We start from the raw sequence: 17,501 nt of genomic DNA on the forward strand, positions 1-17,501 counted from the left end.
AAGGAAGAAGGGGGTGTCGTGCCCCGGCAAGGGCACGACACCGGATCGTCGGCGGGGCCTCACAAGACAAGACCGACCCGCCGGCAATCGTGACATTGCTTACCCCGACCGCGGCAACGGCCGGGCAAACAACGACAAGAGGCTACCATGAACAGTCAAATATTCCTTGCCACCTTTCTGGTGTACGTCGTCGCCATGATCGGCTTCGGCTGGTGGATCTCCCGCCACAAGCGCGGCAGCGGTGACGACTTCCTGCTCGGCGGACGCAGCGTGCCGCTCTTCCTCACCATCGGCACTACCGTAGCGACCATGGTCGGCACCGGTTCGAGCATGGGGGCGGTGGGCTTCGGCTACGCCAACGGCTGGGCCGGAGCGCTGTACGGCATCGGGGGTGCCGTCGGGGTGCTGCTGTTGGCGCTGCTGTTCGCCCCGGTACGCCAGCTGCGCTTCATGACCATGAGCGAGGAGCTCGCCTACTACGTGGGCGCCAACCGCCTGGTGCGCAACCTGGTGGCAGTGCTGATCTATATCGCCTGCATCGGCTGGCTGGGCGCGCATATCCTGGGCGGCGGGCTCTACCTCTCCTGGATGGCGGGTATCGACCTCAACACCGCGCGCGTCCTGGTGGCGCTGGGCTTCGGCATCTACTGCGTGATCGGCGGCTACTTCGCCGTGGTGTGGACCGATACCGTGCAGGCGGTCATCCTGTTCGCCGGTTTCCTGCTGATGGCCGTGCTCGCCCTGGTCGAGGTTGGCGGCTTCTCGGGGCTGACCGCCGGAATGGATGCCGGTGCGGCCAGCTTCCTCGGCATCGGGGCGATCGGTGGCCTGCCGGCACTGTCGCTCGCGGCGGTCATCGCCGTCGGGGTACTCGCCACCCCCTCGTTCCGCCAGCGCATCTACTCCGGCGAGTCGGTCTCCTCGGTGCGCCGCTCCTTCGTGATCACCGGCGTGCTCTACCTGGGCTTCTCGATCATTCCGGCGATTATCGGCATGGCCACCCACGCCCTCAACCCCGGCCTCGAGAACAGCAACTACGCATTCCCCTTCCTCGCCACCGAAGTGCTGCCCCTGGGGCTCGGCCTGCTGCTGCTGGTGGCCGGTCTCTCGGCGACCATGTCCAGCGCCAGCTCGGACGCCATCGCCGGGGTCTCCACGCTGATGCGCGACATCTACGTGCTGGCCACGGGCCGGGCGCCCTCCGCCCGCAACGTGGTGCGTTTCTCGCGCATCGCCCTGGTCGCCACCATCGGCCTGGCGCTGGCTTTCGCCCTGACCTCGGACAACGTGATCACCTATATCACCCGCATGATCGCCACCATCATGGCCGGACTCTTCGTCTGCGCCCTGCTGGGGCGCTTCTGGCCGCGCTACAACTGGCAGGGTGCGGTAGCCACCCTGGCCAGCGCCTCGGCGACGTCGCTGACGATCATCGCCAACGCCGACTGGAACGCCTATTGGGGCAACCCCAGCATACCGGCGGTATCGGTGGCGCTCGTCGTCGGGGTGGCGGTCAGCCTGCTCACGCCGGCTTCCCGAGTGACGCCCGAGCAGGCCCTGGAAGTGCTCAACGAAGAGCGTCGCCGCATGGAGCAGGTCCCTGATGCGGCTCTCTCGGCAGGACAGGTCGCCGCGCCCGGCCAGTAAAGGCACGGCCGACAACGACATGGCCCCGCCGAACGTTCGGCGGGGCCATGTCGTTTCTCCCGATAGGCCTCAGCTCGTCAACCGTCGCACCGCCAGCTCCACGCCGCGCAGCTCGGCCAGCCCCTTCATGCGCCCGTAGAGCGGGTAGCCCGGCGCCGTGTCGCGCTGCTGGTCGTCGAGGATGTGGTGGCCGTGATCGGGACGCAGCGGCAAACGCGGGCCGCCCTCGCGTTCGCGGCGACGCTCCTCCTCCACCAGCGCCTGGATCACCGCCACCATGTCGACGTCACCGCCGAGGTGCGGCGCCTCGTGGAAGCTGCGCGGATCGGGTGTTTCGCGCCGGGTCGAGCGTAGATGGGCGAAGTAGATGCGCGGCCCGAAGCGGCGCGCCATGGCGGCCAGGTCGATGTCGTCGCGAACGCCGTAGGAGCCGGTGCACAGGGTCAGGCCGTTGGCCGGGCTGGGTACGGCATCGAGCAGCCACTGGGCGTCCGCCGGCGTGGAGACCACCCGCGGCAGGCCGAGCAGCGGGCGCGGCGGGTCGTCGGGATGGATCGCCATGCGCACGCCCACCTCCTCGGCTACCGGGATCACCGCCCGCAGGAAATACCCCAGATGCTCGCGCAGGCGCTCGGCGTCTATCTCGGCGTACTGCGCCAGCACGCCGCGAAACCGCTCGAGCGTATAGTGCTCCTCGGCTCCCGGCAGGCCGGCAATCAGCGTATCGACCAGCCTGTCGCGACCGGCCGGGTCCAGCCCGTCGAGGTAGACCCGGGCGGCGGCCTTCTCCTCCTCGCCATACCCCGCTTCGGCGCCGGGGCGCTGGAGCAGGTAGAGGTCGAAGGCGGCGAAGGCCGTCTGGTCGAAACGCAGCGCCAGGGCCCCGTCAGGCAGCCGCCAGGCCAGGTCGGTGCGGGTCCAGTCGAGCACCGGCATGAAGTTGTAGCAGACGGTATCGATGCCGCAGACCGCCAGGTTGCGCAGGGTCTGGCAGTAGGTATCGATCAGTTCATCGCGCTCCGCCAGCCCCTGCTTGATCGCCTCGTGCACCGGCACGCTCTCCACCACCGACCAGGAGAGACCTGCGCCCTCGATCGTCGCCTTGCGCTCGGCGATGGCCTCGACCGACCAGACCCGGTCATTGGGTACCTCGTGCAGCGCCGTGACGATGCCGGTGGCACCGGTCTGGCGGATCTCCTCCAGGCGAACGGGATCCTTGGGCCCGAACCAGCGCCAGGTATGCTCCATGGAAACCTCCTTCAATTGCGACTCAAGGTGGCCAGAACCCCGTCGAGCCCTTCCGAGACGAGTCGACGATAGGAAGCCACCACGCCCTCGGCGAACTCGGCCCGCCCCGCCAGCGCCGGAGGGAACACGGCATCGAGTTCGAGGAAAGCCGGCACCAAGGCCTCGACATCCTCACCGTGGGCCTCATGCAGCAGCTTGAACCTCGACGCCATCGGATCGTCGACGGGATAGGCGTTGCCGTGCAGATCGACTCCCAAGGTATAGCGGATCCACGCCGCCACGCCGAGTGCCGTGCAGGGCACCTCGGCCCCCGCCTCGAGCCGCGCCAGGGCGCCGTGCAGCCAACGCTGGGGCAGCTTTTGCGAGCCGTCCATGGCGATCTGCTGCAAGCGGTGGCGCAGGCTATCGTTGGCGAAGCGATAGAGCAGCTGTTCGGCGTAGCCTTCGAGATCGGTACCGGCTGGCATGGCCAGGGTCGGTGCCGCCTCGTCGAGCATGTAGCGATGCAGCAGCGCCACCAGGTCGTCGCGGCTCACCGCGTCGAATACCGTCTCGATGTGGTCCAGCGCGCCCAGATAGGCGAGCAGCGAATGGCTGCCGTTGAGCATGCGCAGCTTCATGGTCTCGAACGGCGCGACGTCGGCGACCATCTCCACCCCCTCCGCTTCCCAGGCCGGCCGGCCAAGCGGAAAGTCGTCCTCCACCACCCATTGCGAGAACGCCTCGCCGACCACCGCGTTGGGGTCGTCGACGCCCAGCTCGGCCAGGCGCGCGAAGTCGGTCTCGGTCATGGCCGGCACGATGCGGTCGACCATGCTGCAGGGAAAGGCCACCTCGGTGGCGATCCACTCGCCCAAGGCGGCATCGCGCCGCTCGGCCAGCTGGATCACGGCGTTGCGGGTGCGCTTGCCGTTGTCCGGCATATTGTCACAGGAGAGTACCGTGAAGGGTGGCAGGCCTGCCTCGCGACGCTGCGCCAGCGCCTCCACCAGGATCCCCGGCGCGGTACGCGGTGCCTGGGGCTCAGCGATATCGGCGGCGATCATGGGGTCGTCGGCGAGCAGCTCGCCGCTGGCCGGGTTGAGGAAATACCCCTTCTCGGTAACGGTCAGGGTGACGAGGCGGGTGTCGGGCGAGATCATGCGCATGAGCAGCACCTCGAGATCGCGCCCCCATTGGCCGCCCGCATCGCGACCGCTGAACAGGGTTTCCTCGACCACGCCGATCTCGCGCAGGGTGACGTGGTCGCGGTCGGCGTATTCGGCCACATGGTAGTGGTAACCGACGTCGCGCAGCGCATCGACCAGCGCCACCCCGCCTCGCAGGTTGGCGCTGCTCACGCCCCAGGTACCATCGCCGCTGCGCAGACGATAGCGCTCCAGGTAGACCGCCTGGTGGGCGCGATGGAAAGCGCCCAGCCCCAGATGGACGATGCCGATATGCCCGGTAGGCTCGGCGGCGGGTATGCGTGTCACATCCTTCATTTTGCCCCCATCAACAGGTCGGGAAGCCACAGCGAAATGGCCGGTACATAGGCCACCAGCAGCAGTACCGCGATATTGCACACCAGGAACGGCACGATGGCCCGCGCCACGGTCAGCATCGGCAACTTGCCGATCCCCGCGACCACGAACAGACACACCCCGACCGGCGGGGTGGTCAATCCGATCATCAGGTTGAGCACCGCCATGACGGCGAAGTGCACCGGGTCCATGCCGACCCCGGTGGCCACGCCGAGCAGCGCCGGGAACAGGATGATCAGCGCGGCGATGGTCTCCATGAAGGCACCGACGAACAGCAGGATCAGGTTGAGGATCAGGATGACGACGATGGGGTTGTCGCTGATGGTCAGGATCAACCCGGCGATCATCTGGGGGATCTGCTCGCTGGTCAGGATCCAGCCGAAGAGGTTGGCCAGTCCTACCATCAGCAGCAGCGCCGCGGAGGTAAAGACGGTATCGGTGAGAATGGCCGGCAGCTTACGCCAGGTCAGCCCCTTGTAGACATACATGCCGACCACCAAGGCGTAGAGGCTGGCGACGATGGAAGCCTCGGTGGGGGTGAAAAAGCCACCGATGATGCCGTAGAGGATGATCGCCGTCATCAGCAGCGCCCAGAAGGCGGTGCGCCCCTCGCGCAGCAGCTCCAGGAAGGTGGCCCGCTCGCCCTTGGGATAACCGCGCCGCACGGCGAGGATATACACCGTCACCATCATCGCCAGGCCCAGCAACAGGCCGGGGATGGCACCGGCCAGGAACATGCGGCCCACCGAGACCCCGGAGAGCGAGCCGGCGATGATCATCGGCACGCTGGGCGGGATGATCGGCCCCACGGTGGAGGAGGCGGCGGTGACCGCCGCGGCGAACGGCTTGTCGTAGCCGGACTTTGCCATGCCGGGAATCATCACCGAGCCGATGCTCGCCGAATCGGCCACGGCGGTGCCCGAGATGCCGCCGAAGATCATCGAGCCGCCCACGTTGGCCAGGCCGAGTCCACCGCGAATGTGCCCCAGCAGCGCGTTGGAGAAACGCACGATATGCTCGGTGATGTTGCCGACGTTCATGAGGTTGCCGGCCAGCACGAAACCGGGAATGCACAGCAGCACGAAGGTGTCGATGCCGGCATAGAGGCGCTGCGGCACGATGGTCAGGGAGATGCCTTCCAGCAGCAGATAGATCAGCGACGAAATCCCCAGCGCGAAGGCGATGGGCATGCCGATCAACAGCAGGACCAGGAAGGCGCTGAACAGGATGATCACTTCCATCACGGCTTCTCCGGTTCGGTGCGCTCAGGCGAACGAAAGATGGCGGCGAGCCCCTCCAGAAAGCCGATGGCGCCGTAGACCAGCAACAGCGCGAACATCACCACCGTGGAGAAGAAGATGTAGAGCATGGGAACCCTCAGGGTGGGCGAGGTCTGCCAGGTGCCGTTCTGGGCGTACTGCCAGGCGTAGGGCAGTACCACAGCGGCGAAGCCGGCGATCAGCAGGCAGATCAGCGCCTGGTAGGCGGCCCGTGAACGGGGTCCCAGGATGTGGTGGAAAAGTTCCACGCTGACGTGGCGATGCTGACGTAGCACCACACCCACCGACAGGGCCACCATGTAGATGAACAGGTAGCGCGACAATTCCTCGGTCCAGGAGACGCTGAAGGGAAGGAAGAGGCGTGCCGCGATCTGCAGCATTACCGTGCCGGCAATGGCCACCAGCGCCAGCACGGCGAGAGTGGTGAACAATGTGTCGACCCAGCCGATCAGGCGCCCCACGACGCCCTGAAAGGTGGGGACCGAGGAGAGTGGGTCCAACTGTTCGAGCGCTTCCTGCTCGGCCGTCTTGTAATGGGAGTCCATACGCTTTCCTCATGCTACCCGCGGGCCACTGGCAAGCGGGCGAGCCCGGCCGGGCTCGCCCGCAAGTGGCATCACAGGTCCTGGATGGCCTCGAACAGTTCGCGCTGCTCCTCGTCGAGGGCGTCGAGCACCGCCGGGCGGGCCTTTTCGGCGAAGGCGTCGGTATCCACCTCGACGAACTCCATGCCACGCTCCTCGAGCTCCTGACGCAGGCGCTCCTCGTCCTCGGCGAAGAGGTCGGCCTCATGGGCCTGCATGGTATCGGCCGCCTCGAAGATCACCTGCTGCAGGTCTTCCGGCATGCTCTCGAGCTTGTCCTTGCCGATCACCACGTAGATCCAGCTGCGCACGTGGCCGGTCAGGTTCACGTAATCCTGCACCTCGTCGAAGCTGGCGCTCTCGATCAGGCTCAGCGGGTTCTCCTGGGCCTGGATGGTGTTCTGCTGCAGGGAGGTGAACACCTCGCTGAAGGCCATCGGCGTGGGTCGCGCACCCAGCGCCTCCCAGGTGTCGACGAACAGCGGCACGTTGGGCACGCGAAGGCGGAGGCCGTCGAGGTCGTCGGGATGCTTGATCGGCTCGTTGGAGGTCAGGTGCCGCGGCCCGCGCTCGAACCAGGCCAGCGGCACCAGGTTGGCGCGCTCGACGATCTGCGCCTCGATCTCCTCGCCGATCTCGCCGTTGACCACGGCGCGCAGGTGTTCGGAGTCGCGGAAGGCATAGGGGGCAGCCATCAAGGCAGCCTTGGGCGCCCAGTTCTGCAGGCTCTCGCCGGTGATGGTCATGTCGGCACTGCCGAGCTGGATGCTGTTGATCACGTCCATCTCGGCGCCGAGCTGCTCGTTGGGATACAGCTGCACCTCGATGCGGCCATCGGAGTTGGCTTCCACCTCCTCCTTGAACTTCACAGCGGCCTGGTGCCAGATGTTCTGCTCATTGGCCAGGTGGCCGAATTTCAGCGTGAAATCGGCGGCCAGGGTGGCCTGGCTGGCGATCAGGGCCGCCCCGAGGACGGCGCCGGTGACGAGTTGTTTGATCATGGCGTAACTCCTGTCTTTGCTGGCTGTTGTTGCTGTTATGTGCATCGCGTCATTACGATGCGGCTGTCGAGTCATGCTGGTTCAGCTAGCGATATCGGCGCTTATGTCGATAAGTACCTTGCGAGCTCTTTCGGGGTGGTGATCCAGCATGTCGATGGCCCCCGGCATCTCGTCGAAGGGCAGGCGATGACTCACCAGCGCCAGCGGATCGAGACGTCCGGAGGCCATGCGATCGAGCACGTCCGGAAACTTGCGGTTGTTGAGCCGCGAGCCGACCAGGGTCAGCTCCTTCTTGATCACCTCCAGCTGCACCAGGTCGCTGGGGGTGGGGTTGAAGCCGAGCAGGCCGATGCGACCCGCCGGCGAGGCGATGCGCAGCATCTGCGGCAGCAGGGCCGGTACGCAGGCGGCATCGGCAATCAGCGGGATGCCCTCGCCTGCCGTCAGCTCGCGCACCGCGCCCTCGACGTCCTCCTTGCCGTGCCAGGTGCGCGTGGCGCCGAGTTCGCGGGCCGTGGCCAGGCGCTCGTCGATCAGGTCGACGACGGTAATGTCCTCGATGCCCTGGGCACGGGCCATCTGCAGGATGGTCAGGCCGATCACGCCGGCGCCATAGACCAGCAGGCGATCGCCGCGCAGCGGTTGCATCCGCTCGAGCACGTTGGCGGCGATGGAATAGGGCTCCACCAGTGCCCCGGCTTCCAGCCCCAGTGCGTCGGGCAGGCGGTGGGCATTGGCCGCCGGCACGTTCACCCACTCCTCGAAGCCTCCGTCACGGTGCACGCCGATCACCTGCATTGCGCTGCACACGTTGGGGCGGCCGATACGACACGGATAGCACTTACCGCAGCTGACCACCGGATCGATGCACACCCTGTCGCCGACCTCGATGCCCTCGACGCCCTCGCCGAGCGCCTCGACGATGCCGGCGAACTCGTGCCCGGTGATGCGCGGAAAGCGTACGAAGGCGTTATCGCCGTGGATGATGTGCATGTCGGAACCGCAGATCCCGGCGAAGGCCACCTTCACCAGCACCTCGCCGGCAGTGGCGCGGGGCACCTCGACATCTGCGATGGCGTAGTCCAGCGGCGCATTGACCTGAAAGGCTTTCATCGATGCATTCTCCTTACCAGTGCCACAGGGTGCCGTCCTCCAGCCGGTTGACCGGCAGGCTGGCGCGCTTGTAGGGATATTGCTTGGCCAAGGTCTCGTCGATATCGACGCCATGGCCCGGTGCTTCGCCGACCAGGAAATGGCCATCCTCGAAACGATAGTCATGGGGGAAGACAGCGTCGGTCTCCGGCGTGTGGGGCATGTGCTCCTGAATGCCGAAGTTGGGCACCCAGGTGTCGAAGTGGACCGCCGCCCCCAGGCACACCGGCGACAGATCCGTCGGCCCGTGGAAGCCGGTGCGCACGTGGTAGAGCGCGGCCAGGTCGGCGATGCGCCGCACGTGAGTGATACCGCCGCCGTGGGAGAGCGGCGTGCGAACGTAGTCGATCCACTGGTTCTCGAGCAGCTCGCGGTAGTCGTGGATCGAGTTGAACACCTCCCCCACCGCCAGCGGCGTGGTGGTGTGCTGGCGAATCAGGCGGAAACTCTCCTGGTTCTCGGCCGGCACGCAGTCCTCGAGCCAGAACAAGTGGTAGGGTTCCACCGCCTTGCCCAGGCGCGCCGCCTCGATGGGCGTCAGGCGGTGATGCACGTCGTGCAGCACGTGAAGCTCGTCGCCGAAGCGTTCGCGCACCGCGGCGAACAACTTGGGCACATGGTTGAGGTACTTTTCGGTGCTCCAGACGTGCTCAGCGGGCAGTTCGGCATCCGCCGGCTCGTAGCGCTCGCCTTCTCGCTTGGCGACACCGTAGATGGTCGGAATACCGGGCACGCCGGCCTGCACGCGCACCGCCCGGTAGCCGAGCTTGACGTGTTTCTCGACCTCGGCGAGGCAGCCTTCGATGTCGCGCCCGGTGCAGTGGGCGTAGGTCATCACCCGCTCGCGGCTCTTGCCGCCGAGCAACTGGTAGAGTGGCATGCCGGCCGCCTTGGCCTTGATGTCCCACAGCGCCAGGTCCACCGCCGAGACCGCCGCCATGGTCACCGGCCCCCGGCGCCAATAGGCGCCGCGATAGAGGTAGTGCCAGATGTCCTCGATGCGGCTGGCGTCACGACCGATCAGGGCGGGCAGCACGTGCTCCTCGAGATAGGCCACCACGGCCATTTCCCTGCCGTTCAGGGTGGCATCGCCGATGCCGTAGGTACCCGACTCGGTAATGATCTTGAGGGTGACGAAGTTGCGCCCCGGCGAGGTGACGATCACATAGGCGTCGCTGATTTTCATGAGTGTTCCGTCGCAGTGATGTGGGAGAAGAGCTCCTATCGCTCGAAGAGGTAGCGCTGCACATTGTCGTAGCAGACCGCCCGCACCAGCTCGCCGATGCGGTCGAGATCGTTCGACAGCTCGCCACGCTGCATCTGCGCGCCGAGCATCTGGCAGAAGATGCGGCGGAAGTAGTCGTGGCGGGAGAACGACAGCAGGCTGCGCGAATCGGTGAGCATGCCGACGAAATGGCGCAGCAGGCCGAAGTTCATCTGCGTGACGAGCTGGCGTTCGATACCGTCGCGTTGGTCGTTGAACCACCAGGCGGCGCCGAACTGCAGCTTGCCGGGGATGCCGTCGCTGGCGAACGAGCCGACCAGGCTCGCCAGCATCTCGTTGTCGCGCGGGTTGAGGTTGTAGACCACGGTGCGCGGCAGCGCCCGGTCGCGGTCCAGCGCATCGAGGATCGCCGCCAGCGGCTCGGCGTAGGTGACGTCCCCTATCGCATCGAAGCCGCTGTTGGCGCCGATCTCGGCCAGGCCGCGCCGGCTCAGGCTGCGCAGCGCGCCGAGGTGAAGCTGCATCACCCAGCCGCGGCGGGCGTACTCACGCCCCAGCCACAGCAGCACCGCGGTGGTGAAGGCAGCGTTCTCGTCGCCGCTGAGCGTCTTGCCACGACGGCGGCGCTCGATCATCCGGTCGAGCTCGGCCACGCTCGGCGGTTCGACGAACACCGGCTTCTCCAGACTGTGGTCGGAGAGGCAGCAGCCGTGGGCGGCGAAGTGTTCGAGCCGCTGGTACAGCGCCGCGAGCAGATCGTCATAGCCTCGGATGGCGACACCGCTGGCCGCTTCCAGCTCACCGAGGTAATCGGCGAACCCGGGCTCGCCGATCTTGAGTACGGCATCGGCACGGAAGGTCGGCAGCATGCTGGGCGCCGCGCCGCTTTCGGCATGGCGCCGATGCAATTCCAGCCCATCGACCGGATCGTCGGTGGTACAGACGGTGCGCACGTTGAAGCGCTCGAGAATGCCCTGGGCACTCAGCTCAGGCGTGGCCAGTCGTTCGCGGGACGTGGTCCAGATCTCCTCGGCCGTCGTCGGCGAGAGCAGCGTATTCTCGATGCCCAGCGGGTGGCGAAGCTCCAGGTGGGTCCAGTGGTAGAGTGGGTTGCCGAGGCAGTCCGGCACCGTTTCCGCCCACGCTTGGAAGCGCTCGCGGTCGCTCACGCCGCCGGTGATGCGCTGCTCGTCGATACCGGCGATGCGCATCGCCCGCCACTTGTAGTGATCGCCCTTGAGCCATAGTTCGGTGAGGTTGTCGAAGCGCACGTCGCCGGCGATCTCCGCCGGGCTCAGGTGCGAGTGGTAGTCGCAGATCGGCATGGCCGCGGCATGCTCGTGGTAGAGCCGGCGCGCCGGCTCGTTCTCGAGCAGGAAATCCGGCCCCATGAACGCGGTCTTGTCGGTGAAAGCCATTGAACCCTCCATTGTCTTCGACTCGTTCTACGCTCAGCCCATCAGCAGGTTGGGCAGGAACAGCACGATGTCGGGGAAGAAGATGATGCCCAGCACCACCACGAACACCGCCAGGGCGAAGGGCACCAGCTCGCGGCTGTAGTCGAAGAAGGAGCAACGCAGAATGCCGCATACGGTATACATCGAGATGCCCACCGGCGGGGTCATGCCGCCGAATGTCACCAACGTCATCATCAACAGGCCGAAGTGCACCGGGTCGACGCCGGCCGCCTTGATCACCGGCACCAGGATCGGCGTCAGCAGCATCACCACCACCGTGGCCTCGAGCAGCATGCCGAGCAGCACCAGCAGCACGGCCAGCGTCAGCAGCAGTGCGGCATGGCTGGAGAACACGCCCAGCGTCAGCTCGGCAATGGTCTGCGGCACCCGCTCGAAGGAGACCACGTAGCCGATGATTCCCGAGAACATGATGATCAGCATGATCATGCCGATGTCGCGCACGCTGGCGTGCATCGCCGTGAGGATCTCGCGGACACCCATCTCGCGATGGATCACACAGCCCACCAGCAGCGCATAGGCCACCGCGAACGCGCCCGCCTCGGTGGGCGTGAACAGGCCGTAGCGGATGCCAACCAGCAGCCACACCGGGAACAGCAGCGCCCAGATACTGCCGCGCAGGGCCGCAAGTACCTCGCGGCCCGCTGGCAATCCTTCGCGTACCGGCGTATAGCCACGACGCCTGGCCACGAAATAGGTGGTCACCATCAGCGCCACCATCAGCAGAAAGCCGGGTACCACGCCGGCGATGAACAGCCGACCGATCGATACCTCGCCCAGGTAGCCGTAGAGGATCAGGCCAATGCTCGGCGGAATGGTGGCGGTGATCAGCCCGCCGATGGAGAGCACCGCGCCGGTGAACCCGGGGCTGTAGCCGCCCTTGATCATGCCCTGCCCCAGCACCCGCGACTGCATCGCGGCATCAGCCACCGCCGAGCCCGACACGCCGCCCATCAGCGTACTGAGCACGATGCTTGCCTGGGCCAGCCCGCCGCTCAGCCAGCCGGCCAGCAGCGTGGAGAGGCGCATCAGGCGCGGCGTGATACCGCTGGCGTTCATCAGGTGGCCGATGAAGATGAACAGCGGCACCGCCAGCAGCGGAAACGACTGCGTCGCCGAGACGATGCGCTGCGCGCCGATATTGGTCGGCAGGAAGGTCTCGGGCAGGAAGAAGTAGGTGAAGCCGGCGATACCGATGGCGAAGGCCACGGGCATGCCGATGGCCATCAACACCAGGCCCAGGCCCAGCAGGAGTGCGGCCGTCATAGCGTCTCCTCCACGATGTCGTCATCCGGCATCAGGCTCGTCACGATGCCCTTGGTCACGATGCGCCGCATGAGCGAGACGATCATCATGGCGGCACCCACCGGAAGCGCCAGGGTGATGTAACCGTAGCTCAGCCCGGCCACACCCATCGGGCGTTGCCAATTGGACAGGGCCAGCGGAAAGCCATGCCACACGAGCAGGACCAGGAAACCCAGCATCAGCACCAGGCACAGCCCGGTAACCATGCGCTGCAACGTCAGCGGCAGGCGTACCGCCAAGGCATCGATGCGTACCTGCCCGCCCCGGCGCAGGGTGATGTCCGCCCCCAGCACCGCGGTCCAGATGAACAGCAGTTGGGCCAGTTCGGCGCCCCCGGCGAAGGGCTGGCCGATGGCGCGTGCCGTCGAACTCACCAGCAGGGTCAGGGAAGTGCCGCCCAATAGCGCAGCGGCAAGCCACGCTTCGAGTCGGTCGTACCAGTACCACATAAGAGAAATCCTCGAACCAGGATGCAGCCTGGGTCCCCGCTGCATGCGCGGAGGGGACCCGCCGGCTTACTCTCCCGAGGTCAGTTGATCGCGGTACTGGTCGTAGCCAAGCTCTTCGTAGACGCCTGACACGCGCTCGCGGAACAGCTCGACGTCCACCTCGGTGAAGGTCACGCCTTCCGCCTCCATGCGTTCACGCACGGCATCCTGAGCGTCGACGGTGGCCTGGCTGGCTTCTGCTCCAGCCTTGTGGAGTTCCTCGTCGAGGATGGTGCGCAGCTCCTCCGGCAACGACTGGTACCACTGCTCGGAGGTAGCGAGGCCGGTCATCAGGTGGATATGGCCGGTCAGGGCGATATGGGTGATCACCTCGTGCAGGTTCTGGCCTTCGGCGGCGGTGAGCTGCGCCTCGGCGCCATCGATCGCGCCCAGTTGAAGCGCGGAGTAGACCTCCGACCAGGGCAGCGGCGTGGGCGTGGCCCCCATCGACTCGATGGTGCGCAGCCATACCGGCGAGTTGATGGTCCGCACGCGTACACCGTTCAGGTCTTCGGGTGTCTCCACCAGTTTCTGCGTCAGCATGTGGCGCGAGCCCTGGAACCAGTTGTAGTTGAGCAGGCGCAGGCCGCTGCTCTCGGCCAGGCTCTCGACCCACTCCTGATAAAGCTCCGACGAGGTGATGCGGTCATAGTCGGTGTGCTCCTCGACCAGATAGGGCGCGCTTAAGATGCCCAGCTCAGACTGGTACTCGGACAAGCGGCCGGCATCGATCAGCACCGCGACATTGGCCCCGCTGCGAATCTGCTCGACCACGTCCTCATCGGAGCCGAGCTGGCTGTTGGGAAAGACGCGTACGGTGAGCTCGCCATCGGAGCGTTCCGCAATCGTTTCGCTGGCCTTCTCCATGGCTTGTACGACGGGGTCCTGGGCGGTGAGCGCAGAGGAGAGATTCAACTGATAGGCCGCGTGGGCCAGATTGGCGGTGGCGGCCAGCGCGATGGCCGCTGCGAGTGCGGTGATTTTCATGTGAGCCTCCTGACGTGTGTTGTGGTTATTGCGTCTCATGCTTGGCGTGTTGCTACGTGACGACTACCTACTGCCGACGGCGACAGCACTGGGCTCACCGTCGAACATCTCGGGGAAGCGGCGCATGAGCTCCGGCAGTGACTGCAGGATCTCGCGCTGGTGCACGCTCATGGCCTGACTCGCCGCATCGGGATCGCGACGGCCGATGGCCTCGACGATCATCGAGTGCTGGTCGGTCAGCTTGGCGATGGGGGTCGAATCGGGAATGCTCAGGTAGCGCACCCGGTCGAGTTGCGCCTTGACCTCCTCGGTGACGCGCCAGGCAGCGGTATGCCCCACCCCCAGCGACAGCGCGCGATGGAAGGCCTCGTCGAGCTGGAAGAAGCGATCGTAATCGCTGGAAACGCTGCAGCGCCGCTGGCGCTCGATCAATTCACGCAGTTCATCCAGGGTGCGCTCGGCCACCCCCAACGTGGCGGCCTCCTTGGCCACCGCCACCTCGATCGCCTCACGCACGAAGCGGGCTTCGAGTACGGCCTGCTGGGAAATTCTCACCACGTAAGTGCCGCGCTGAGGGCGCACCTCGACCAATCCCGCTTCCGACAGCCGGATGAAGGCTTCGCGCACCGGCTGGCGACTCACCGAGAAGGCATCGGCCAGCTCCTTTTCCGACAGCGCCTGCCCGGGTGCCAACACCATGCGGATGATCGACTGGCGCAGCACGCGGTAGAGCCGCTCGCGGACCGAGCCGTCATCGCGCGCTTCCTGCCACATGGCCTGCAGGGGAGTTGTCATGGGCACCGTTCTCCGTTTTCTCATTGTTCACTGAGCGTCGCCGCCCTGAACAGACTAGTATGGTAGTATGGCAATTGGCAAGTCGACATGAAAAAGCCCAGGCCGGTTTCCCGGCCTGGGCTTTATTCTTCCGCGTTCGCCGCTAGCGGCGAACGGAGCGCTTAGGCGCTGGTGCGGCGACGCACCGGTGCATCACCGTCTTCGCGGCGGCGGCGCGGAGCGCGCTCGGGGGCACCCCCGTCCTCGCTGATCTCCAGCGGGCGACCGGCGACGCGGGCACGGGCCATCTTGGCCAGGATGCTCGGCGGCAGCGAGCTCGGCAGTTCCACCACCGAGAAGGCGTTGCGGATATCGATACGACCGATTCGCGAGCCTTCGATACCCCCCTCGTTGGCCAATGCGCCGACCAGTTGGCCCGGCTTGACGCCGTCCTTGTGGCCGACGGCAACGCGATAACGGGTCATGCCTTCGCTCGGGCCACGGCTGTCACGATCGCGACGCGGCGGCTTGCCGTCACGCGATGCACGCTCGCCGCCGCGCTCGACACGCTCCTTGCGCGGCGCCTGCAGGCGGCCGATGGGCGCCTCGTCGGCGCGGGCCAGGGCGGCAAAAGCACAGGCCAGCTCCACCGGATCGTGACCTTCCGCCACCAGGCGCTCGACCAGCGCGCGCTGCTCCTCGGCACCGGCAGTGAGGGAACCGATGATGCGCTGGTGGAACACCTCGTCACGATGGGCGCGAATGGCGGCCTCGTCGGGCACCTCCATCTCGCTGAGCTTCTGGCCGGTGGCCTGCTCGATCCAGCCCACCTTGCGGCCCTCGCGGAAGCCGACGAAGGTGATCGAGATGCCGGTACGCCCGGCCCGGCCGGTACGGCCGATGCGGTGGGTGTAGGCCTCGGCATCCTGGGGCAGGTCGTAGTTGAAGACGTGGGTGATGCGCGGCACGTCGAGGCCACGGGCGGCCACGTCGGTGGCGATCAACACGTCGACCTTGCCGCGCTTGAGACGCTGGATGGTGCGCTCGCGCAGGCTCTGGTCAAGGTCGCCGGAGAGGCTGGCCACGTTCACGCCACGCGCGGAGAGCTGTTCCATCAGCGTGGTACAGGCAGCCCGGGTGCGCACGAAGACGATGGCGGCATCCACCGCCTCGACTTCCAGGATGCGCGACAGCGCCTCCAGCTTGGCGCCGCCGTCGACGCGCACCAGGCGCTGCTCGATGTTCTCGCCGGTGGTGGTACCCGACTCGATGGCCACCTTGACCGGGTCGACCAGGTAGCGATTGACGATGCGCTCGATCTCGGTCGGCAGGGTCGCGGAGAAGAACACCCGCTGAGCTTCCTTGGGAGTATCGGCAACGACGCGCTTGACGTCGTCGATGAAGCCCATGCGCAGCATCTCGTCGGCTTCGTCCAGCACCAAGGAGGACAGACCGTCGAGCTTGAGGCTGCCGCGGTCGAGGTGATCGATCACCCGGCCCGGCGTGCCCACCACCACCTGGGCACCGCGCTTCAGCGCGCCCAGCTGTTCACGATATTCCTGGCCTCCGCACAGGGTCGCCACTTCCAGGCCCTGCAGGTTCTGGCCGTACTTGCTGAATGAGGCGGCTACTTGCTGAGCCAGCTCACGGGTCGGTGCCAGCACCAGTACCTGAGTCTCGCGGCGAGTCAGCTCGAGCCGTGAGAGCAGCGGCAGGGCGAATGCCGCGGTCTTGCCGGTACCGGTCTGGGCCTGGCCCAGCATGTCACGCCCTTCCAGCAGCGCCGGAATGGTCTGTGTCTGAATCGGAGATGGAGTTTCGTAACCCAATGTTTCGACGGCGGCGAGAACGGCAGGCAGCAAAGCAAGATCGCCGAAGCTCGGCGAGGCGACAGAAGTCGAGGTCATCAATCACACCTTGGTAGGCCGGCACTCGCCGGCAAATCACATTGAGGCATCCCCGACGCAGCACATGGCAGGTCGGTGGCTCTGTCGTAACGGCCAAATCGGCCTGGACAGGGCGGATCACGTTATCGTGGGACGCCGGTCGCACCTGGCATCCGGTTCGCGCCATCGGGCGGGAACCGCTGTGGCGACCTTTTTGCGCCGATGTCGCCCGGTTGGCGGCATCCTGTGGCGCTCCATCTTCACATCTCGGACGTTACAGCGTTTGCTGTCAGTCTCGGTGATTGCCTCTCGTACGCGTGGCATACGGAGCGAATCGTCATGATGGCGGGGTCAACACATGCGAGGAGCGCGCATGCTAACATCGACACTGGTTTCATGACCAGTACTTTCAACGCTACGATCACACAAACATGAATTCTTCCGCGAGGAGCCTGCCCGAATGCCCACGTTATGGGTCGATGCCGACGCCTGCCCCAAGGTCGCTCGCGAGATCATCGTACGCGCCGCCGAGCGCACCACCACGCCGGCCTGGTTCGTCGCCAACCACTCGATCCCCCTGCCGCCCTCGAAGTGGGTCAAGTCGCTGTCGGTGAGCCATGGCTTCGATGCCGCCGACAACGAGATCGTGGCGCGCCTCGAGACCGGCGACCTGCTGATCAGCTCCGACCTGCCGCTGGCCCTGGAAGCCATCGACAAGGGCGCCGCGGTGATGACCACCCGCGGCGAGATCCTCGATCGGAACAACATTCGCGCACGGGTGCAAATGCGGGATTTCATGGAAACCCTGCGCTCCAGCGGCGAACACACTGGCGGCCCCAAGGGCTACAGCGACGCCGACCGGCGCGAGTTCGCCAATGCGTTGGACAGGTGGCTGGCAAAGCAGCCCAGGAAATAACTTTCCGCCG

15 protein-coding genes are annotated in these 17,501 nt (G+C 66.2%); 2 read left to right on the top strand and 13 right to left on the bottom strand.

Annotated features, from left to right (window positions below; all coding sequences use genetic code 11):
• Positions 1-147 precede the first annotated feature (147 nt).
• A complete protein-coding gene (locus ACRWQA_RS15225) occupies positions 148-1,647 on the top strand; it encodes a sodium:solute symporter family protein (RefSeq protein WP_434228076.1) in 1,500 nt (499 codons plus the stop codon).
• 69 nt (positions 1,648-1,716) lie between these two features.
• Here the strand turns inward: ACRWQA_RS15225 and uxuA are convergent, their stop codons facing one another.
• The 13 genes from uxuA to ACRWQA_RS15290 form a co-directional block, all read right to left on the bottom strand.
• Complete coding sequence (uxuA, locus tag ACRWQA_RS15230) at positions 1,717-2,895, bottom strand: mannonate dehydratase (protein WP_434228078.1); 1,179 nt, start codon at positions 2,893-2,895, stop codon at positions 1,717-1,719.
• A gap of 11 nt (positions 2,896-2,906) precedes the next feature.
• Complete coding sequence (locus ACRWQA_RS15235) at positions 2,907-4,379, bottom strand: mannitol dehydrogenase family protein (protein ID WP_434228080.1); 1,473 nt, start codon at positions 4,377-4,379, stop codon at positions 2,907-2,909.
• Entirely contained in the window at positions 4,376-5,659 is a 1,284-nt protein-coding gene (locus tag ACRWQA_RS15240; protein WP_263583070.1) for a TRAP transporter large permease, read from the bottom strand. Before ACRWQA_RS15240 ends, ACRWQA_RS15235 begins: the two co-directional genes overlap by 4 nt.
• The gene (locus ACRWQA_RS15245; protein WP_434228082.1) at positions 5,659-6,243 is read right to left on the bottom strand and encodes a TRAP transporter small permease; all 585 of its coding nucleotides are present in this window, start codon (positions 6,241-6,243) and stop codon (positions 5,659-5,661) included. Before ACRWQA_RS15245 ends, ACRWQA_RS15240 begins: the two co-directional genes overlap by 1 nt.
• Before the next feature lie 71 nt (positions 6,244-6,314).
• Positions 6,315-7,283, bottom strand: a complete 969-nt coding sequence (locus tag ACRWQA_RS15250) for a TRAP transporter substrate-binding protein (protein WP_434228083.1) — start codon at positions 7,281-7,283, stop codon at positions 6,315-6,317.
• An 81-nt stretch (positions 7,284-7,364) separates the two neighbouring features.
• Positions 7,365-8,396: a Zn-dependent oxidoreductase gene (locus ACRWQA_RS15255; RefSeq protein WP_434228085.1), complete on the bottom strand. Its 1,032-nt coding sequence runs from the start codon at positions 8,394-8,396 to the stop codon at positions 7,365-7,367.
• A gap of 13 nt (positions 8,397-8,409) precedes the next feature.
• On the bottom strand, positions 8,410-9,621 hold the full coding sequence (gene manD, locus ACRWQA_RS15260; protein WP_434228087.1) for a D-mannonate dehydratase ManD: 1,212 nt from the start codon (positions 9,619-9,621) through the stop codon (positions 8,410-8,412).
• A 35-nt stretch (positions 9,622-9,656) separates the two neighbouring features.
• Positions 9,657-11,078 (bottom strand): glucuronate isomerase, encoded by a 1,422-nt coding sequence (gene uxaC / locus ACRWQA_RS15265; RefSeq protein WP_434228089.1) that lies wholly within the window; start codon positions 11,076-11,078, stop codon positions 9,657-9,659.
• A 33-nt stretch (positions 11,079-11,111) separates the two neighbouring features.
• On the bottom strand, positions 11,112-12,401 hold the full coding sequence (locus ACRWQA_RS15270) for a TRAP transporter large permease (RefSeq protein ID WP_263583064.1): 1,290 nt from the start codon (positions 12,399-12,401) through the stop codon (positions 11,112-11,114).
• Positions 12,398-12,889, bottom strand: coding sequence for a TRAP transporter small permease (locus ACRWQA_RS15275; protein WP_434228091.1), 492 nt, complete (start codon positions 12,887-12,889; stop codon positions 12,398-12,400). Before ACRWQA_RS15275 ends, ACRWQA_RS15270 begins: the two co-directional genes overlap by 4 nt.
• 66 nt (positions 12,890-12,955) lie before the next feature.
• Positions 12,956-13,915: a C4-dicarboxylate TRAP transporter substrate-binding protein gene (locus ACRWQA_RS15280; protein ID WP_263583062.1), complete on the bottom strand. Its 960-nt coding sequence runs from the start codon at positions 13,913-13,915 to the stop codon at positions 12,956-12,958.
• Between the two features lie 63 nt (positions 13,916-13,978).
• Positions 13,979-14,710 (bottom strand): GntR family transcriptional regulator, encoded by a 732-nt coding sequence (locus tag ACRWQA_RS15285; protein WP_263583061.1) that lies wholly within the window; start codon positions 14,708-14,710, stop codon positions 13,979-13,981.
• A gap of 161 nt (positions 14,711-14,871) precedes the next feature.
• On the bottom strand, positions 14,872-16,596 hold the full coding sequence (locus ACRWQA_RS15290) for a DEAD/DEAH box helicase (RefSeq protein ID WP_263583060.1): 1,725 nt from the start codon (positions 16,594-16,596) through the stop codon (positions 14,872-14,874).
• Between the two features lie 439 nt (positions 16,597-17,035).
• Between ACRWQA_RS15290 and ACRWQA_RS15295 the strand changes: the two genes are divergently transcribed.
• On the top strand, positions 17,036-17,491 hold the full coding sequence (locus tag ACRWQA_RS15295) for a YaiI/YqxD family protein (RefSeq protein WP_263583059.1): 456 nt from the start codon (positions 17,036-17,038) through the stop codon (positions 17,489-17,491).
• Positions 17,492-17,501 lie beyond the last annotated feature (10 nt).

Source organism: Billgrantia sp. C5P2, assembly GCF_051062895.2.